We start from the raw sequence: 17,809 nt of genomic DNA, 5'->3' as shown, positions 1-17,809 counted from the left end.
CTGGGTCAGCGGTGCTGAACCCACAGGTTTTCCTCGACGTACACGCCCCGATCATGCTCGCGGTCGATGAGCACGAGGTTGAGCGCGCCCGGCACCACATAGTCCCCGGAGACCGGGAACGGCATGTCCGCCCAGCGTTCCCACTCCGCGACGGACCCTTCGACGACCATCGACTCAGGGGCCGGACGGACCACCCGGGCACCCATGCGTTGGTGGGTACGGATCCACGGGTCGATCGAGAGCCCGTCCGGTCGCGTCCACGAGGCGTACTCGGCCATCGACACCAGCGGGTATCGCGCCTTCCACGTCGGCCGCAGCGGAGCGACCACGTGCGCGAGCCCGTCGTCGAGCGCACGTCGGGTCAGCTCGGCGAGCACCTCACCGGCCACGCCTCGCCGGGCAAGTGACGAGCCGACGGCGACCGCCATGAAGCTCAGACACGTCGGTACGACGCCCGCTTCCCGGCCCTGCACCGCCCGGATCAACGTGTCGTCATAGCCAGCGGGCAGATCGTCAGGCGTGCCGTTCCAGGCCATTGGCACGCCCCAACCGCCGGCGACGACCCGACCCTCGTCGAGCGCCATGACGTCGTATCGGGGAAAGAATTTCCCCACCCGAACCATGTAGTTCGTCGGAACATCGTCGTGGAAGATGAACTCCGGCCAGTCCTCTCGGAAAACGGCTTCCGCGGAATCGTGCAGATCGGGCCGGTCGATTCTGGTGACGAATTCCACCGACGCACGTTAACGACGGCATCCGGAGCCACGCAACGGCGTTCCTCGTCGGGGCAGGGCTTCCGAGGTGGCGAGTCAGGCGCGCTTGGTGTGGGCGACGAACGCCGCCCAGCTCGCCGGCGTGAACGTCAGCGCCGGCCCCTGCCGGTCCTTGCTGTCGCGGACCCCGACCACGCCGGGCAGATTGTCCGCCACCTCGACGCAGTTGCCGCCGTTGCCGCTGCTGCGGGCGCTCGTGCGCCAGGTCGCGCCGGTCAGCTCCATCGGTTCGCCGCCTCCGAGATCGCCGCCAGGGTCGCCCCGTGCGGCATCGCCTCCGCGCGGACGGACTCCCAGGTCTGCCGCAGGGAGTTCACGTCCGCCGTCCGTTCCACGATTGTGCCGTGCATCTGGTTGTCGAGATAGCCCACGTCGTCGCCGTCGGCCGGGGTGGCGAGCACGAACGCGCCGTTGAGCCCCGGGTACGCGCCCACCGTCTCCGGCACCACATGCAGGTGCACCCGGGTCCGGCGGCCCATCTCGACCAGGTGCGCCAACTGCTCCCGCATCACCTTCGGGCCGCCGACCGGTCGGGTCAGCACCGAGTGGTCGAGCACGGCCACGAACTGCGGCGGCGCGGGCTGGTCCAGCACCGCCTGCCGGGCCAGCCGCGCGGCCACCTGCTGCTCCAGCGCCTCGGCCACGAACTGCGCGGCCCCCTCGTAGAGCGCGCGGGCGTACTCCTCGGTCTGCAACAGGCCCGGAATCACCAACGGCTCGTAACTGCGCAGCGCGGTCGCCTCCTGCTCGATGCCCACCCACTCGCGGAACCACGGCAGCAGCGACTCCTGCACCAGCGCGGCCCGGATGCGGACCAGCAGGCCACCGGCGTCGAGCACGTCGTCGCAGCGCTCGGTGAACTCGGCCCGCGGCGCGCGGCGGCACTGCTCGACGGCCGCCACCAGCGACGCCGAATAGCTCACCCGCTCGCCCAACGCCTCCTGCGTCAGCCCGGCCTCGGCACGGAGCCGGCGCAGCTCACCGGCGAACAGCTCCCACAACGCCATACGGATCATCTGCGCGGTGACGACACTGTCACGCAACGGAGCCGAACTCGTCCGTTACCCGCTACCGACAGGAGCGCCCGTGACCAATCAACGCCCGTACCCCCGGCATGCCGCGCCGCACACACCGCTGCGTCCGATGTGGTGCTGCCGGGCGTGCGGCCAGCAGTGGCCCTGCCCGACCGCCCGCCTGCTGCTCAAGAGCGAGTACGAGGACAACAACGTCAGCCTGTCGCTCTACCTGTGCGGGCTGTTCTACGAGGCCACCCGCGACCTCTACCGGCTGAACCCGGCCGGCGCCCCGGACCCCGCCGACGTGTTCGCCCGCTTCGTCGCCTGGGGCGCAAGGCGTGAACCCTTGAGCTGAAGTCGGGTTGACGTTCTACGTTCGGCCCATGACGACCCCGCAGTCGACCGACGCCGAACTGGCCGGCCAGCCCGCCGCCTACTGGACCGGCGTGGCCTACGAGTCACTCATCGCCTTCACCCGCGCCCGGCACGCCGAACTCGGCTTCACGCAGCCGCAGTTCTGGCTGCTGCGCAACCTCTCCCCGAACGACCTGCTGCCGCAGGGCGGCGGACTGACCGTCGCCGAGCTACGGCAGGCGATGCGCTCCTACCTGCGGGCCGAGGACGACCTGGACGCCGAGTCGCGGGTGCTGCTGGAGCGCGGCTGGCTGGCCCGCGACGAGGACGGACGGCTGTCGATCACCGAGGCCGGCGAGGCCGCCCGCCTCGACCTCAAGCGGCACGCGCCGACGATCCGGGCCCGCATCCACGAGGGCATCGACGACGCGGACTACGTCACGACGCTGAAGGCGCTCCACCGGATGATCAGGAACACCGGCGGCTCCGTCCCGGCCTGAGGCGCGTCTGGTCAAGTCGTCACATCGGCCGGACGTCGATCCGGCACCTTGGTTGCCGGCCGGTCGAGGCGCAGGGCCGCGGTGAAGGTGACCGCGCCGAGGGCGGCCAGGGCGGCGATCCCGGCGAAGACCGGACGCAGCCCGCTGAACTGCAACGCCGGCCCGGCAGCGGTGTAGCCGACGAACGCGGCCAGGTTCTCGGTGGTCGTCACCGCGGTCATCACGTGCGGTCGGAGGAGCGCCGGGGCGCGTACGGTGGCGCGTGTGTTGATGGTCGCCGCCAGCACCGGCGTGGCCAGCCCGACCAGGAACAGCGCACCGGCCACCACGGCCACCTGATCGACGAGCAGCAGCCACAGCGGGGCGCACTGCAACAGCGCGGCGGCGGTGAGCGCGGATCTGGTCATCCGCCCCAGGCCGGCGACGGCCGCCAGGCTGCCGATGACGAGGCCGGCGCCGTTCGCCGAGGTGAGCAGCCCCAACGTCCGCGGGTCGCCACCCAACTCCTCCCGGACCAGCACCTGGAGGCAGATGAACACGGCGGGAATCGAGAGGGTCACGAACGTCTGGGCGAGCACGAAGAGCCGCAGCGCCGGATGGCGCAGCGCGTAACGCAGACCCGCGAAGGTGGTGCCCCGCGCACCCGCCCGATCGGCGGCCCGGTGCGCGCCGGTCGCGCCGGTCGCGGCGGACGCGGCCGGCCGGACGAAGGCGATCAGGATGAGGTACGAGACGAGGTAGGTGCCGGCGTCGATCCAGAGCACCTGGACCGGGCCGAGCAGGGCGATGAGCAGGCCGCCGAGCGCGGGGTCGGCGAGGGCGGCGATCCGGGTCGCGCCGTCGATCAGGCCGTTGGCCCGGGCCAGCAGTTTCTCGTCGCGGCCACGCGCCGGGCCGAGCAGCTCGGGCAGGATGAGCCGCTGCGAGGAGACGTAGGGAGCGGTGAACGCGCCGAGGCTGAACGAGACGACCAGCAGGGCCGGCAGGCTCAGCCGGTCCGCCTGGTGCAGCAGCGGGATGAGCGCCATCAGCGGTACGCGCGCGGCGTCGCAGATCAGCATGGTGCGGCGCACCCCGAGCCGGGCCACCACCCGCCCGCTGGGCAGGCCCAGGCTCACCACACCCAGGAACTCCGCGGCCAGCACGGCGCTCATCCGCACCGGCGAACCGGTGGTCACCAGCACGAACCACGGCAGCGCCAGCAGGGTGAGCCAGGAACCGAAGGTGGAGAGCAGCTTCGCCGCGAACAGGGCGAACAATCCGGGCGTACGCAGCATCAGTTCGGGCCGTCGGGGCTCGGGACGGCGTACCCGAAGAAGGCGACGCGGCGGGCGCGGGCGCTGCGCGGCCGGGCGGCGGCGGTGTACTCGCCGACGACCGCCTTGATGCGCTCGGTCATCTCGACCAGCTCGTCCGGGTCGAGATGACCGACGTCCTCGCCGACCCACGCCGCTTCCTGCCAGGCGGGGTCGAAATCGTCCTGGTGACGCTGGTACGCCTCCAGCGCGGCGAGCCGCTGCGCGATGAACTGCTCCCGCAGCGCCCGGGACGCGGCCACGAACTCCGGTGATCCGTCGCCGGTCGCGGACCAGGTGATCCCCCGGCTGGTTGCCCGCCAGGGCCGTTCGCGGCCTTCCGCCAACTCGGGTGCCGGCTCGACCAGGCCCCACTTGGCCAACTGGCCGACGTGGTAGCTGACGGACGCCGTGGACTCGCCGGTCCGGTCCGCCAGCTTCCGGCCGGAGGCCGGTCCGTCGACGGTCAGCAGTTCGAGGAGCGTGAGCCGGAGGGGGTGGGCGAGCGCGCGCAGCGCCTGCGGGTCGGTGATCTGCCGCTTCTGCTGGGGTGGCATGTAAGCCAACATACCTTGGCCAAGACATCTTGGCTTGACGTGCGATGTTAAGCGGGGCCCCCTCCTATGCAGAAAGCGTTAAGAGGGGGCCCCTCCTTTCATCTCCAGCCGACGTCGATGCGGTCGCCGCGCTCGTCGAAGAAGTGCAGCGCGTCCATCCGCACCTGCACCGCCAGCGAGTGTCCGGCCGACACCTGCGGGTACGGGGCCAGCCGTACCGCCAGTTCCGCCGGGCGGCGGTGGTGCCGGCCCGGGTCGGGCAGCACGCTGGTGCGGTTGCCGGCGCCGTTCGGGGCCGGCGCGGGCGGGGCGGTCTCCGCGGACCGGCCGGCGAGCCGCTGCACCACCTGGCCGAACCGGCGCAGGCCGCGCTGGCCGGGAGCGGTCCGCTCGACCGGGGTGCCCATCTCGTCGACCACGATCGCGGTCGCGCCGATGTCGAGGAAGGCCAGCGACTCGTGGCCGTGGTGCTCCAGGTAGCGGATCCGGCCGTGCAGCACGTCGCCGGGGGTGTCCGAGGCGACCGGGGTGAGCGCCTCGGCGCGCAGCCCGACCACGATCCGCTCGCCGTGGTAGTGCGCCACCGCGCGGCTTCGGATGTCGTCCCAGGGCAGGTAGAGCGCCTGGTCGCCGAGGCTCAGCGTGACGTACCGGTCGAGGTGGACGTAGACGGACGCCTCCAGCAGGTTCATCCGCGGGCTGCCCAGGAACGCGGCGACGTAGAGCGTGGCCGGCCGCCCGTACACCTGGGTGGGGGTGCCGACGTCCTGGAGGACGCCCTTGCGCATGATGGCCACCCGGTCGGCCATGGTGAGCGCCTCGGCCTGGTCGTGGGTGACGTAGATGGTGGTGACGCCCAGCTCCCGGGTCAGCGCGGAGATCTCGGCCCGCAGCTCGGCGCGCAGTCCGCTGTCCAGGTTGGACAGCGGCTCGTCCATGAGGAACAGGCCGGGCCGCCGGACGATCGCCCGGCCCATCGCCACCCGCTGCCGCTGGCCGCCGGAGAGCTGGCTGGGCTTGCGCGCGAGCACGTCGCCGATGCCGAGCGCGCCCGCCACGTCCTGGATCCGCTCGCCGCGCGGCCCGGGCTCGATGCCGGAGAGCCGCAGCGGGAAGCCGATGTTGTCACCGACGGTCATGTGCGGATAGAGCGCGAAGTCCTGGAAGACCATGGCGATCTTCCGGTCCCGGGGCGGCAGGTCGTTGGCCAGCTCGCCGCCGAGCATGACCGCGCCCGAGGTCGGATCCTCCAGGCCGGCCACCATCCGCAGCACTGTCGACTTGCCGCAGCCCGACGGGCCCAGCAGCACCATGAACTCGCCGTCGTTGACGTCCAGATTTATGTTGTCGACCGCGATCGTTCCGTCCTGGAACACCTTGGTGACATCCTTGAGCGCGACGGTGGTCACCGTCACCTCCCCAGTCGCTCGCCCGAACCCGGGAATGACTGTGACCAGGATCATTCGATTCGCACATCGGGTAAACGTGCCATGTTCGGCTCGTGACAGTCTTATTACGCGGATTTGCCGAGGAACACGCGTCGGACCACCCGATCCGCCGCGTGCCCGTCCTCCAGCGCGCAGAATCGGGCCCGGAACGCCGCCCGCGCCCGCTCGGCCGCCCCGCCGTTCACCACGCCGGAGCGGAAGACGTCCAGCAGCCCGGGGAAGTCCGTCGCGACCGCGCCCGGCGGCTCGGCCAGCAGGTCGAAGTAGACACCCCGGGCCACCCGGTACGCGTCCCAGTCCGGCGCGTAGACCACGATCGGCCGGTCCAGCACGGCGTAGTCGAACATCGCCGACGAGTAGTCGGTGACCAGCACGTCGGCGGCCAGGTAGAGGTCCTCCACCCGCTCGTGGGCGCTGACGTCCAGCACCCCGCCGGCGGCCGGCCCACGCGGCCGTCGCTCCCGGTCGTGGAAGTAGTGACTGCGCATCAGCAGCCGGCCGGCCGGGCCGAGCACGTCCCGCATCCGGTCCGGGTCGAACGGCGGACGCCAGCCGGGCAGGTGCTCGCGGTGCGTCGGCGCGTAGAGCACCACGTACTCCTCCGCGCCGATACCCAGCGCGGCGCGGACCTGACGGCACTCGTCGGCGGTGGCCCGGGCCAGCCGGTCGTTGCGCGGGTAGCCGACCTCCAGCGTGGTGTGGTCGGCCGGGTACGCCCGCTCCCACATCTGCGTGGAGAAGGCGTTCGCGCTGACGCTGTAGTCCCAGCGGTCCACCCGGCGCAGCAGGCCGGCGAAGTCCATGCCCATCGCGCCCACCGGATAGCGCTGCTGGTCCAGACCCATCACCTTCACCGGCGTGCCGTGGTGGGTCTGCACGTGCACCGAACCGGGACGCTTACGGACGAAGTCCGGGAAGTTGACGTTGTTGACCAGCCAGTGGGCGCGGGCCAGCACCCGGTGGTACTCCGGGGTGCCGGCGACCACGTACTCCACGCCCGGCGGCAGCGTGGCGACCCGGTCCCGCCGGACGATCCAGACGCCGCGTACCTGCGGGGCGAGCCGGCGGGCGGCCTCGTAGACGGCGGCCGGATTGCACGCGTACCCCCGGTACCAGTAGGCCGCGTAGACGGCCAGCGTCGGGTCGATCGGGCGGCGCAGCTCGGCCCGGTAGTACTCGCGCAACGCGGTGTCGCGGGCCCGCCGGGCGGTCCGCCGCACCACCGGCTTCACCCGCCGCCGGGCCTGGTCGGCCGTCCGCCGGGCGGTCTCCCCGGCCTGGTGGGCACCGCGCAGCGCGCTGAACGTCCGCCACCGGCCGGCCGCCACCAGCCGGTGTTTCAGCCCCTCCACCCCGGGCGGCACCGGGTAGCCGCCGGACGGCCGGAACCGCCTGTAGTCCTCGTGCATCTGGGCGAAGAACGGCGCCCGCAGCTCCGGCGCGATCCGCTCCCCGTGGCCGAGCACGGTCAGGTAGTGCCAGATCATCCGCTCGAAGACCGCCGGCCGCAGCTCGTCCACCGCCGGCGCCCACCGGTCCATCAGCCGGAACACGCGGTGCCACTGGGCGAACACCTCGAAGTGCCGGTCGCCCCGGGTCCGGGTGATCGCACCGGTGCGGCGCTGCCGGTAGTTGAGGCAGACCCGGTCCAGTACGCCGATCCGGTCGGCGGCCATCAGCGCGGGATAGCTGAACGAGACGTCCTCGTACCAGCCGGGCGCGAAGCGCAGCCCGCGCCCGACCAGGAACTCGCGGCGGACCAGCCGGTTCCAGGCGGTGTGCAGCAGCCGCAGCGTCTCCGGCCGGTCCCGCAGCGTGAACGTCTCCGGGCCGGGCGGTTCCGGGAAGACGTCCCGCATGGCGCTGCGCGTGCCGACGAAGTTCCAGTGCGCCCGGACGTGGTCCACGACCAGCACGTCCGGGCGGGTGTCGCGGAGCCGGTCGGCGACGTGCGGCAGGCAGCCGGGCACCAGCCAGTCGTCCCCGTCGACGAACCACACGTACTCGCCGGTGGCCCGGTCCAGCCCGGCGTTGCGGGCCGGACCGAGCCCGACGTTGTCGGTGAGCCGCACCGGGTGGACCCGGGGGTCGCGAGCCGCGTACTCGACCAGGATCTCGCCGCCGGCGTCCGGGGAGGCGTCGTCCACCCCGATCACCTCTAGGTCGGCGAACGGCTGGTCGAGGATCGAGTCGAGGCATTCCCGCAGGTAGCCCTGCACCCGGTAGGCCGGCACGACGAAACTGATCAGGGTCATGCCGGCCCGCCCTCCGTCAGCCCGGCGAGCGCACACCCCCACGGGCGCGGGCCGGCAGGACCACCCAGGCGAGGACCACGCTCACAACGAAAACCACGAAAAGGTACGCACCAAGTGTAGCCAGCGTGATACTCGCAATTCCGGCGATCAGCGCAATTGCCAGCACCGCCGAGCGCCCCTCCCAGCCCAGCGTGGCGACGTGCAGCGGCGGGGCCGACTGCCGCTTCTCCAGCCGGGCGGTCAGGTCGTAGTGGTGCAGCGTGAGCACCAGGACGTACCCGAAGATCAACCAGGCCGGTGCGCGCCCGGCCACGCCGACCGCGATGGCGAACAGGTACTCGGCGGCCCGCAACGCGGCCGGCACCAGCCAGTCCAGCGCCCCGGCGTGCGGCGTCCGCGCGCCCTGCGCCGCGCCCAGCAGCAGCACCAGCGCGAGGACCGGCGCCCAGATCGGCAGGTCACCCCCGCCGTGCACCGTGCGCAGCGCCCACACCAGCATCCCGGCCGCGCCGAGCGCGCCGAGCACCGCCAGCAGCAGCGGTCCCCGCGCCGGGGGCAGCGTCCGCACCAGCGGGCCGTCGTCGCGGTGCAGGCCGGTGTCGACAGTGGTCAGCACCGGCACCCGCATCCACCGGGCCCGCAGCGTCCGCAACGCCCCGGTGTACGCGAACGCCAACGTGCCCCAGACCAGCACCGCGCAGAGCGCCACCAGCGGCCCGAACAGCGCGGCGGCCAGCGCGATCAGCGCCCACCGCTCACCGATCGGGAACACCACGGTCCGCTTCAGCCAGTACGACACCGAGCCGGTGTCCGCCTGCACCCTCGTCGACGCGGCGTTCAGCTTCCCGCCGATGCCGCCCGCGTCGCCGGACACCACCTTCGGCCGCCGGGCCGCCTCGTCGTGCAGCGCGCCGTACCAGGTGTCGGTCATGTGCCGCACGGTCTGCAACGTCATCGCGGCCAGCGCCAGCGCCCAGCCGTAGCGGAACCCGGCGTGCGTGGCGCCGAACCCGAGACCGGCGTAGACCACGTACTCCTTGAACCGGTCGGCCATCGTGTCCAGCCAGCCGCCCCAGGCGCTGAAGTGCCGGGTGTAGCGGGCCAACTGCCCGTCCACGCAGTCCAGCACGAACCCCAGGTAGAGCAGGACCGCGCCGGCCACCAGCGCGGGCCGGCCACCGACGCCGAACAGCACGGCCGCCGCCACCGCGAACGCCACCGAGACCATGGTGACGCCGGTCGGGCCGATCCCGATCCGGGCCGCCGCCTTCGTCACGTACGGCGACCAGGTGCTGACGAAGAACGTGGTGAAGAAGTCGTCCCGCTCCTTCACCGACAGTTTCAGCTCGGCCCGGTCCTCGTCGACGGCCGCCACCTCCGCCTCGGCCGCCGCCCGTCCGGCCGCGTCGCCGACCCGGTGCGCGACGAGCAGGCGTACCCGATGGGCGAAGATCAGGGTGCCCCGGGCGGCGAGCCCGGCCACCAGCCGGTCCACCGCGCCGAGCGGCCCGCCCGACTCGGTCGCCGGACCGGCCGGCTGCACGCCGGGCGCGGCCGGGGCGGTCGCGGACGCCGCGCGGGCCGCGTCGGCGAGCGCCGGCAGGTCGGCCGCGCCGACCCGCAGCGCGCCGCCGAACACGCCCGTCGCGTCCGCCGCGTCACCGACCGCGACCACCTGGCCGCGCTCCTCGCGCACCACCGCCTGCCCGGCGGCCGGCGGGTCGGTGAGCACCAACGCCACCGTCGGCCCGACCGGGCTGGTCGCGAGATGCCTGAGTACGGCCGTGTGCGCCACCAGGTCGACGCCGCTGACCAGCACCGGGCCGGTCGCGCCGGCCACCAGGTCGGCCAGCTCGCCCAGGTCGGCGGCCACCCGCACCTGCTCCGCCCCGGCCCGCCGCCACTGCGCGGCCAGCCGGTCGGCCGGCGGCTCCGCGCCCTCGGTGGCTCCGCCCGCCGCCGGCCCGGCGGCGAGCACGATCGCGAGCGTCACCGCTGCGCCGCGTCGGCGTAGGCCGCCAGCGCCTCGTCGATCGTCCCGTCGACGACCAGCCGTCCGGCGTCGAGGTAGAGCCCCCGACGGCAGAACCGGGTGAGGTCCTTGTCGTTGTGTGACACCAGCACCAACGTGCGTCCTTCCGCGAGAAGTCGCTCGATGGTCGCATAGCACTTCGCGCGGAACTCCGCGTCCCCGACCGCGGTCACCTCGTCCACCAACAACACCGGGTGCGGCAGGTGCGCGATCACCGCGAAGCCCAACCGCACCTTCATCCCCGACGAGTAGTGCCGCACCGACGTGTCGATGGCGCGTTCCACCTGCTCACCGGCGAACGAGACGATCTCGTCGAAGTGCCGCCGCAGGTACGCCGGGGAGAGCCCGTGCAGCCCGCCCACCAGGTACAGGTTCTCCCGGCCGGTCAGGTCGCCGGAGAACCCGGCGGACAACTCCAGCAGCGGCGCCACCCGGCCGTGCACCGAGATCGTGCCCTCGTCCGGGATGAGCACCCCGGCGATCAACCGCAGCAGCGTGCTCTTGCCGGTGCCGTTGCGCCCCACCACCCCGACCGTCTCACCCGGCTCGATCCGGAACGACAGGTCCCGCAGCGGCCAGAACCGGCCGGCGTCCGGGTCCCGCGCGCCCCGGTGCACGATCAGCTCCCGCAGCCGCAACTGCCGGCGCCGGTTCCGCACGAACCGGATGCCCAGCCCGTCCGCCGCGATGATCGGCGGCACTCAGAGTTCCTTCAGCACGGCCGGTTCCAGGCGGCGGAACGCCCACCAGCCGACCACCAGCACCAGCACGCTGCCCGCCACCGTCACGGTGAGCAGCCGGGCGTCCGGGAACTCGTCCGGGTACCAGACCGCGTGGTGCAACTGGAAGATCCCGACCAGCGGGTTCAGCTCGTACGCGAGCTTCAGCCAGCCCGGCATGCCGGAGTCCCGGACCAGGTTGAACGGGTAGATGATCGGGGTGGCGTAGAACAGCAGCCGGATGACCAGCCGCATGGTCCGCTCGATGTCGCGCATCAGCACGTTGCCCGCCGACAGCAGCAGCGCCAGGCCCACCAGCAGCACGAACTGCACGGCCACCGCCAGCGGCAGGGCGAGCAGGCTCCACCCGGGGTGGATCTTCCCGCGGGCGGCGTAGAGCGCCGCGATGGCGACCAGGATCGGCAGGCCGGCCAGGTACTCGGCGAAGCGGCCGGCGACCCGGCCGATCGGGAAGATCGGCCGGGGCAGGTTCATCGTGGTGATCAGCCGGGCCTGCCCGGTCAGCGCGCCGGCCGCCTCGGTCAGCGCCGAACTGGCCCACATCCAGGCGAAGATCCCGGTGATCAGGAACAGCGGGTACGAGCCGGCCGCCTCGCCCAGGTGCCGCCGGGTCGCGCCGGAATAGAGCACGCCGAAGACGAACCAGTAGATCAGCCCCATGCCGAGCGGCTCGATGAGCGACCAGAGGTAGCCGAGCACCGACTGCTGGTACTTCACCGCGAGATCCCGCCGGACCAGGATGCGCAGCGAGGTGCGGGCGGACCAGAGCGCCGCGACGCCGGACGTCACCGCACCATCGTCGCGCTGTTTTTCGCGGCGCCTCCCGGCTCGGGCCCCAGATCACCCCAACGGGGTCAGCACTCGATCACGTTGACCGCGAGCCCGCCCCGCGCCGTCTCCTTGTACTTGACCTTCATGTCCGCGCCGGTCTCCCGCATGGTCTTGATGACCTTGTCCAGGGACACGTGGTGCACGCCGTCGCCGCGCAGCGCCAGCCGGGCCGCGGTGATCGCCTTGATGCTGGCCACCGCGTTGCGCTCGATGCACGGGATCTGCACCAGCCCGCCCACCGGGTCGCAGGTCAACCCCAGGTTGTGCTCCATGCCGATCTCGGCGGCGTTCTCCACCTGCTCCGGCGTGCCGCCCAACGCCTCGGCCAGCCCGGCCGCCGCCATCGAGCACGCCGACCCGACCTCGCCCTGGCAGCCCACCTCCGCGCCGGAGATCGAGGCGTTCTCCTTGAACAGCACGCCGATCGCGCCGGCCGCCAGCAGGAACCGGACCACGCCCTCGTCGGAGGCCCCGGGCACGAAACGGGTGTAGTAGTGCAGCACGGCCGGGATGATCCCGGCGGCGCCGTTCGTCGGCGCGGTCACCACCCGCCCGCCGGCCGCGTTCTCCTCGTTGACCGCCAGCGCGAACAACGTCACCCAGTCCATCGCGCGCAGCGGGTCGTCCGCGCCGGTCTCCGCCTCCAGGCCGCGCCGCAGCTCGGCGGCGCGGCGACGGACCTTCAACCCACCCGGGAGTACGCCGTCGCGGGTGCAGCCGCTCTCCACGCACTCCCGCATCACCCGCCAGATGTCCAGCAGCCCGGCGCGGACGTCCGCCTCGCTACGCCAGGACAGCTCGTTGGCGAGCATCACCTCGCTGATCGACAGGCCGGTCCGGGTGGTGACGTCGAGCAGTTCCGCCCCGGTGAGGAACGGGTGACGCACCCGGGTGGTGTCCGGCTTGATCCGGTCCGCCCCGGCCGCCGCCTCGTCCACCACGAACCCGCCGCCCACCGAGTAGTAGGTGCGCGCCCGCACCTCGCGCCCGGCCGCGTCGTACGCCGCGAACGTCATTCCGTTCGGGTGGTACGGCAGCGAGCGCCGGCGGTGCAGCACCAGGTCCCGGTCCGGGTCGAAGTCGACCTCCTGGGTGCCCAGCAGGCGCAGTCGCCGCGCGTCCCGGATCCGCGTGATCCGCTCGCCCACGGTGTCGGTGTCGACCGTCTCCGGGGCCTCGCCCTCCAGTCCGAGCAGCACCGCCCGGTCGCTGCCGTGGCCGTGGCCGGTGGCGCCGAGCGAGCCGAACAGCTCCGCCCGCACCCGGGCCACGTCGGCGAGCAGCCCGTCGGCCTTCAGGCCGCCCACGAACGTCCGGGCGGCCCGCATCGGCCCGACGGTGTGCGAGCTGGACGGCCCGATACCGACGCTGAAGAGGTCGAAAACACTGATCATGGCTGCGCTTTCCTCGCCGTCGTCCCCGTTGTGCGGTTCCGAACCGGTGTCTGCCACGACCCGCTCGCGGGCCGACGGCGCGGCGCCCGGGGTGGGGGCGCCCGACCGGCGAGCCTACCCGCCCCAGCTCAATACCCGTCCCCACCCCGCCACACTCCCCACCCCGCCACACCCCCACCCCCCACCCCGGCATGCGCAGATTCACGGAAAGAGTGGCCATCCGCGCGTCGATGGCCACTTCTTCCGTGAATCTGCGACTGCGCCGGGGGTGGGGCGGGTGGGTCGGGGCACGGTGGGTGGGTCGGGAGGGGTGCGCGGGGGTATGTACCTACGGGTGCCCGGGTCGCCGATCCTCCTCGGGGCCGAGGGCGCGACGCGCATCGGAGACCTAGCGTGGAATCAGCGCGGCGGATCGCCGCAGAAGTGGGAGACGACGATGAGTCGCAAACTGGTCCGGCCCCGCGAGGGGCGCATGATCGCCGGTGTCTGCGCCGGCCTGGGACGGCGGTTCGGCATGTCGGCCGGCATGGTCCGGCTGCTGTTCCTGCTGTCCCTGCTGCTGCCCGGCACCCAGGTGATCGTCTACCTGATCCTGTGGGTGCTGATGCCGAACGAGGACCGCTACCTCGCCACCCGCTGAACCGCACGCGACGACGCGCCCGCCCCGGGAGGGCGGGCGCGTCGTGCGAGGTCAGGGGGCCGTGTAGGTGACGGTCACCTTCTCGTAGCCGAGGGAGCGCAGCAGCCCCTCCAGCATCTTGCGGGTGTTCTCCTGCGCCCGGGCGGCGAGCCCGCTGTCCCGGGCCGCCGCGGTGATCCGGTCCTCGGCCAGCTTGTAGACCTGCTGCTGCCGGTTGGGGTCACCGGCCACCAGGTCGTTGAGCCGGTTGATCAGGCCGCGCTCCTCGGCGAAGACGTAGCTCTTGTCCATGTCCAGGTCGGTCTCGCCGAGCTGCGGCGCGGGCAGTTTGATCTCGACGGACTTGCCGTCGTCGGAGGCCACCACCGCCCCGTCGGCGATCTTCGCGAAGTCGACGTACGCCTCGACCCGGCCCGCCCCGACGAAGAGCGTGCGCTCGTTGAGCAGGAAGTCAGGCACGTTGCGCCGGTCCTTCTGCACGTCGACCACCACCTGGAAGTTGCCCTCCGCCGCGACGTAACGGCTCAGGTCACGGATCGACTTGAGCAACGGCGGCTGACTGCGGTCGGTCTGCTCCTTGGCGAACGGGTTGCGGAAGTCCGGCAGCAGGCCGGTCGCCTGCACGCCGAGCAGCACCACCACCGCCAGTGCCGCCGCACCGAGCACCCAGAGCAGCCCGCGCGCGGCCCCGCCGGCCGAGGGCCGGGTGCCCGGCCCGGGCTCGGGCGGGGCGTCCGCCCGGTCGTGCAGGGACTCACTGGTCGGGTATTCCGGGAACTCCCTGGTGGGCTGCTGGGTGTCACCGTCGCGGGCCATCGCCCTCACCGTCCTCGTCCGACACATCGACTGCCAATGACGGTACGGGGACTGTGCGACACTCGCTCGTCGAGTGCCCCGATCGGGTGAACCGGCAGGTCAGGCGAAGGCGGAGAGCCCGGTCAGCCGCTGGCCGATGACGAGCTGGTGGATCTCCGAGGTGCCCTCGTAGGTGAGCACGCTCTCCAGGTTGGCGGCGTGCCGCATGATCGGGTACTCCCCGGAGACGCCGTTCGCGCCGAGGATGGTGCGGCACTGCCGGGCGATGGCGAGCGCCTCCCGGACGTTGTTCAGCTTGCCCACGCTCACCTGCTCGGGCCGCAGCTTCCCGGCGTCGGCGAGCCGGCCCAGGTGCAGCGCCAGCAGCAGCCCCTTGTTCCACTCCACCGCCATGTCGGCGAACTTGGCCTGGGTGAGCTGGAAGCCGGCCAGCGGCCGGCCGAACTGGGTGCGGGTGGTCGCGTACGCCAGGGTGGTCTCCAGGCAGTCGCGGGCCGCGCCGAGCGCGCCCCAGACGATGCCGTGCCGGGCCTCGGTCAGGCAGCTCAGCGGCGCCTTCAGCCCGGTCGCCTCGGGCAGCCGCGCATCCGCCGGCAGCCGCACGTCGTCGAGCGTGATCTCACCGGTGAGCGAGGCCCGCAGGGACATCTTCCGGCGGATCTCCCGCGCGCCCACCCCGGGGGTGTCCATCGGCACGAGGAAACCCCGCACGCCGTCGTCGGTGCGGGCCCAGATCACCGCGACGTCGGCGATCGGCGCGTTGGTGATCCACATCTTGCCGCCGGTGAGGATCCAGTCGTCGCCGTCCCGACGGGCCCGGGTGGCCATCGAGGCCGGGTCGGAGCCGTGGTCCGGCTCGGTCAGCCCGAAGCAGCCGATCGCGTCGCCGGTCGCCATCGCCGGCAGCCAGCGCTGCTTCTGCTCCTCGCTGCCGAAGCGCCAGATCGCGTACATGGCAAGCGAGCCCTGCACCGAGACCAGCGAGCGGACGCCCGAGTCGCCGGCCTCCAGCTCCAGGCAGGCCAGCCCGTACGCGACCGCCGACGCGCCGGCGCAGCCGTACCCGGTCAGGTGCATGCCGAGCAGGCCCAGCTTGCCGAACTCGCGGGCCAGCTCACGGGCCGGCACGTCGCCGTCCTCATACCAGCCGGCGACGTGCGGGCGGACCCGGTCGGTCACGAGCTGGCGGACGACGGCCCGGATCTGCCGCTCCTCCTCGCTCAGCGAGGCGTCGACGTCGAGCAGGTCGAGCGTGGTCACGTCGTCACTCCCCCTGGTCGCCGAGGACCAGCACCCGGGCATGGATCTGGTTGCGCTGCTGCAACGCCGCACGCAACGCCCGGTGCAGGCCGTCCTCCAGGTAGAGGCCGCCGTTCCACTGCACCACGTGCGGGAAGAGGTCGCCGTAGAAGGTGGAGTCCTCGGCGAGCAGCTTGTCCAGCGCCAGCTCCCGCTTGGTGGTGATGAGCTCGGCCAGCCGCAGTGGACGCGGTGGGATCTCGGCCCACTGCTTCAGCGTGAAGTTGTGCTCCGGGTAGGGACGCCCGTCCCGGACCGCCCTGAAGATCACCGCGTGCTCTCCTCCCCCAGGCCGGGCTGACGATGTGGCTGCCAGCCTAACCGCTCAGCTCCACCGCCCCCGCCGGACCACATCATCCACCGGGCGCCGCCCCCGGCGCAGCGACGGTGACCGATGGTCGACGGCTCGGTAGCCAACAGTGACAGCGCCGATCGGATGCAGCTCCGGTGGCACCCCGAACGCCTCCCGGTACGCCCCGACGCGCTGCGGCGGGATGCCGAAGAAGCAGGCGCCCAGCCCCTCGTCCACGGCGGTGAGCAGCATCAGCAACGCCGCGAAGCCGGCGTCCACGTACCAGTAGGGCACCGGCCAGCGGTCCTCGGCGCGGTCCGTCCAGCCCTTGTCCGGCTCGGCGTACCGGTCCAGGTAGGCGTCCCGGTTGGCGTGCGGCACCACGATCAGCGGGGCCCGGCGCATCCCGGCCAGCCAGCGTTCCCGACCGCCGCCGTCCGGCGTGGTGGCCGCCCAGAACCGGGCCCGGTCCGCCGGCTCCTCCAGCACCAGGAAGCCCCAGCCCTGCGCGAACCCGGCCGACGGGGCCCGGACCGCGTGCGCGAGCAACCGGTCCACCACCTCGGGCGGGACCGGCCGGTCGGGGTCGTAGTTGCGGACCATCCGGCGACGCCGGACGACCTCGGCGAACTCCACGTTCAGCGCCCCGGCCGGACGCCCCAGGCGCCGCGCCACGTCTGCCCGGCCTCCAGCGTGATCACGTCCCGGCCGGACCGGAACGCGTCCGGCGGGCACGTCATCGGCTCCACCGCCACCGAGCGGCGGTGCCGCTCACCACCGAGCGTGTCCCCGGTGAACACCTGCCACCAGCCGAACTCGCGGTCCGCCCAGACCGCCAGCCCGGACGAGCCGTCCGGCGCGCCGAGCGTCACCGCCGAGCCGCCGTCGGCGTCCCGCTCCACGTCCCCGAAGGCCAGGTCGAGCACCAGGTCGCCGATCGGCCGGGGCGCGGTGAAGTCGTACTCGGTGCCGGCCACCGGGCTGGCGCCCACCGGCAGCAGCCGGCCGTCCACCAGCACCCGGTTCCGCCCCGGCACGCGCAGCACCAGCTCGTCCACGCCCACCTTGGGAAGCTGGAAGTAGGGGTGCACGGAGAAGCCGAACGGCGCCGGCTCGGCGGAGAGGTTCGTCACCTCGTGCTCGGCGCGCAGGCCGTCCGGGCCGACGCTCCACCGGCTACGCAGCCGCAACGCCCACGGGTAGCCCGGGGTGGGCGGCAGGTCGTAGCCGAGCGTGACGCTCCCCGGCGACTGCTCGACCAGCTCCCACCGGACCCAGTTGACCAGGCCGTGCAGCGCGTTGTGCCGCTCCGGCTCGGTCAGGTCGAGCTGGAGCGAGCGGTCCCCGAACGTGTACGCGCCGTCCCGGATCCGGTTCGGCCAGGGCGCCAGCACGTGCCCGGCCGAGCCGGGGCTGAGCTCGTCCTCGGCGTACCCGTCGAGGTAGTCCACCCCGTCGTGCCGATAGGCCCGCAGCCCGCCGCCGACCTCCACCACGACGGCCTCGTGGCCGTCGGCGGAGATGGTCCACTGTGTTCCGGACGGTGCCCGCTCGTCGATCCCCATTC

General features: G+C 72.7%; 19 protein-coding genes. 3 read left to right on the top strand and 16 right to left on the bottom strand.

Annotation, left to right across the window (positions count from 1 at the left end; translation table 11 throughout):
- Positions 1-5: 5 nt before the first annotated feature.
- The 3 genes from ACZ6O5_RS10605 to ACZ6O5_RS10595 form a co-directional block, all read right to left on the bottom strand.
- The gene (locus ACZ6O5_RS10605) at positions 6-734 is read right to left on the bottom strand and encodes a hypothetical protein (protein ID WP_465976133.1); all 729 of its coding nucleotides are present in this window, start codon (positions 732-734) and stop codon (positions 6-8) included.
- 75 nt (positions 735-809) lie between these two features.
- The gene (locus ACZ6O5_RS10600) at positions 810-998 is read right to left on the bottom strand and encodes a DUF397 domain-containing protein (protein WP_465976131.1); all 189 of its coding nucleotides are present in this window, start codon (positions 996-998) and stop codon (positions 810-812) included.
- The gene (locus ACZ6O5_RS10595) at positions 989-1,816 is read right to left on the bottom strand and encodes a helix-turn-helix domain-containing protein (RefSeq protein WP_465976129.1); all 828 of its coding nucleotides are present in this window, start codon (positions 1,814-1,816) and stop codon (positions 989-991) included. Before ACZ6O5_RS10595 ends, ACZ6O5_RS10600 begins: the two co-directional genes overlap by 10 nt.
- A gap of 100 nt (positions 1,817-1,916) precedes the next feature.
- Between ACZ6O5_RS10595 and ACZ6O5_RS10590 the strand changes: the two genes are divergently transcribed.
- Together ACZ6O5_RS10590 and ACZ6O5_RS10585 are read left to right on the top strand one after the other, a co-directional pair.
- Positions 1,917-2,144: a hypothetical protein gene (locus ACZ6O5_RS10590; RefSeq protein WP_465976689.1), complete on the top strand. Its 228-nt coding sequence runs from the start codon at positions 1,917-1,919 to the stop codon at positions 2,142-2,144.
- A gap of 28 nt (positions 2,145-2,172) precedes the next feature.
- Positions 2,173-2,643, top strand: a complete 471-nt coding sequence (locus ACZ6O5_RS10585; RefSeq protein WP_465976127.1) for a MarR family winged helix-turn-helix transcriptional regulator — start codon at positions 2,173-2,175, stop codon at positions 2,641-2,643.
- 11 nt (positions 2,644-2,654) lie between these two features.
- Here the strand turns inward: ACZ6O5_RS10585 and ACZ6O5_RS10580 are convergent, their stop codons facing one another.
- The 8 genes from ACZ6O5_RS10580 to ACZ6O5_RS10545 form a co-directional block, all read right to left on the bottom strand.
- Entirely contained in the window at positions 2,655-3,920 is a 1,266-nt protein-coding gene (locus ACZ6O5_RS10580; RefSeq protein ID WP_465976125.1) for an MFS transporter, read from the bottom strand.
- Positions 3,920-4,495, bottom strand: coding sequence for a winged helix-turn-helix domain-containing protein (locus ACZ6O5_RS10575; RefSeq protein WP_465976124.1), 576 nt, complete (start codon positions 4,493-4,495; stop codon positions 3,920-3,922). Before ACZ6O5_RS10575 ends, ACZ6O5_RS10580 begins: the two co-directional genes overlap by 1 nt.
- A gap of 98 nt (positions 4,496-4,593) precedes the next feature.
- Positions 4,594-5,904, bottom strand: a complete 1,311-nt coding sequence (locus tag ACZ6O5_RS10570; protein WP_465976122.1) for an ABC transporter ATP-binding protein — start codon at positions 5,902-5,904, stop codon at positions 4,594-4,596.
- 104 nt (positions 5,905-6,008) lie between these two features.
- Positions 6,009-8,198, bottom strand: coding sequence for a bifunctional glycosyltransferase/CDP-glycerol:glycerophosphate glycerophosphotransferase (locus ACZ6O5_RS10565; RefSeq protein ID WP_465976120.1), 2,190 nt, complete (start codon positions 8,196-8,198; stop codon positions 6,009-6,011).
- Positions 8,199-8,214: 16 nt separating this feature from the next.
- Positions 8,215-10,191, bottom strand: coding sequence for a DUF5941 domain-containing protein (locus ACZ6O5_RS10560; RefSeq protein ID WP_465976119.1), 1,977 nt, complete (start codon positions 10,189-10,191; stop codon positions 8,215-8,217).
- A complete protein-coding gene (locus ACZ6O5_RS10555) occupies positions 10,188-10,931 on the bottom strand; it encodes an ABC transporter ATP-binding protein (RefSeq protein ID WP_465976117.1) in 744 nt (247 codons plus the stop codon). Before ACZ6O5_RS10555 ends, ACZ6O5_RS10560 begins: the two co-directional genes overlap by 4 nt.
- Complete coding sequence (locus ACZ6O5_RS10550) at positions 10,932-11,759, bottom strand: ABC transporter permease (RefSeq protein WP_465976115.1); 828 nt, start codon at positions 11,757-11,759, stop codon at positions 10,932-10,934.
- A gap of 65 nt (positions 11,760-11,824) precedes the next feature.
- The gene (locus ACZ6O5_RS10545) at positions 11,825-13,195 is read right to left on the bottom strand and encodes an L-serine ammonia-lyase (protein WP_465976113.1); all 1,371 of its coding nucleotides are present in this window, start codon (positions 13,193-13,195) and stop codon (positions 11,825-11,827) included.
- Between the two features lie 436 nt (positions 13,196-13,631).
- Here ACZ6O5_RS10545 and ACZ6O5_RS10540 point away from each other — a divergent pair, with 436 nt between their 5' ends.
- Complete coding sequence (locus ACZ6O5_RS10540) at positions 13,632-13,835, top strand: PspC domain-containing protein (RefSeq protein WP_281943400.1); 204 nt, start codon at positions 13,632-13,634, stop codon at positions 13,833-13,835.
- 51 nt (positions 13,836-13,886) lie between these two features.
- Here ACZ6O5_RS10540 and ACZ6O5_RS10535 read toward each other — a convergent pair whose 3' ends face one another.
- From ACZ6O5_RS10535 to ACZ6O5_RS10515, 5 genes are all read right to left on the bottom strand, one after another.
- Positions 13,887-14,651, bottom strand: coding sequence for a DUF4230 domain-containing protein (locus tag ACZ6O5_RS10535; protein WP_465976110.1), 765 nt, complete (start codon positions 14,649-14,651; stop codon positions 13,887-13,889).
- A 99-nt stretch (positions 14,652-14,750) separates the two neighbouring features.
- The gene (locus ACZ6O5_RS10530) at positions 14,751-15,911 is read right to left on the bottom strand and encodes an acyl-CoA dehydrogenase family protein (RefSeq protein ID WP_465976108.1); all 1,161 of its coding nucleotides are present in this window, start codon (positions 15,909-15,911) and stop codon (positions 14,751-14,753) included.
- A 4-nt stretch (positions 15,912-15,915) separates the two neighbouring features.
- Positions 15,916-16,221, bottom strand: a complete 306-nt coding sequence (locus ACZ6O5_RS10525; protein ID WP_107154773.1) for a type II toxin-antitoxin system VapB family antitoxin — start codon at positions 16,219-16,221, stop codon at positions 15,916-15,918.
- A gap of 54 nt (positions 16,222-16,275) precedes the next feature.
- Positions 16,276-16,878 (bottom strand): nitroreductase family protein, encoded by a 603-nt coding sequence (locus ACZ6O5_RS10520; protein WP_281943405.1) that lies wholly within the window; start codon positions 16,876-16,878, stop codon positions 16,276-16,278.
- A gap of 2 nt (positions 16,879-16,880) precedes the next feature.
- Positions 16,881-17,807 (bottom strand): aldose 1-epimerase family protein, encoded by a 927-nt coding sequence (locus tag ACZ6O5_RS10515; protein WP_465976106.1) that lies wholly within the window; start codon positions 17,805-17,807, stop codon positions 16,881-16,883.
- Between the last annotated feature and the right edge of the window lie 2 nt (positions 17,808-17,809).

This window comes from Micromonospora sp. NPDC049201 (genome assembly GCF_055586805.1).
The sequence above is the reverse complement of the archived record's forward strand: the minus strand, read 5'-3'. Positions and strand labels throughout refer to the sequence as shown.

What these genes read in the sequence shown, in the direction of transcription:
- ACZ6O5_RS10600 (WP_465976131.1), bottom strand. Translation starts at nt 998, where the DNA reads ATGGAGCTGACCGGCGCGACCTGGCGCACGAGCGCCCGCAGCAGCGGC.
- ACZ6O5_RS10590 (WP_465976689.1), top strand. Translation starts at nt 1,917, where the DNA reads ATGTGGTGCTGCCGGGCGTGCGGCCAGCAGTGGCCCTGCCCGACCGCC.
- ACZ6O5_RS10585 (WP_465976127.1), top strand. Translation starts at nt 2,173, where the DNA reads ATGACGACCCCGCAGTCGACCGACGCCGAACTGGCCGGCCAGCCCGCC.
- ACZ6O5_RS10580 (WP_465976125.1), bottom strand. Translation starts at nt 3,920, where the DNA reads ATGCTGCGTACGCCCGGATTGTTCGCCCTGTTCGCGGCGAAGCTGCTC.
- ACZ6O5_RS10575 (WP_465976124.1), bottom strand. Translation starts at nt 4,495, where the DNA reads ATGCCACCCCAGCAGAAGCGGCAGATCACCGACCCGCAGGCGCTGCGC.
- ACZ6O5_RS10565 (WP_465976120.1), bottom strand. Translation starts at nt 8,198, where the DNA reads ATGACCCTGATCAGTTTCGTCGTGCCGGCCTACCGGGTGCAGGGCTAC.
- ACZ6O5_RS10545 (WP_465976113.1), bottom strand. Translation starts at nt 13,195, where the DNA reads ATGATCAGTGTTTTCGACCTCTTCAGCGTCGGTATCGGGCCGTCCAGC.
- ACZ6O5_RS10540 (WP_281943400.1), top strand. Translation starts at nt 13,632, where the DNA reads ATGAGTCGCAAACTGGTCCGGCCCCGCGAGGGGCGCATGATCGCCGGT.
- ACZ6O5_RS10535 (WP_465976110.1), bottom strand. Translation starts at nt 14,651, where the DNA reads ATGGCCCGCGACGGTGACACCCAGCAGCCCACCAGGGAGTTCCCGGAA.
- ACZ6O5_RS10515 (WP_465976106.1), bottom strand. Translation starts at nt 17,807, where the DNA reads ATGGGGATCGACGAGCGGGCACCGTCCGGAACACAGTGGACCATCTCC.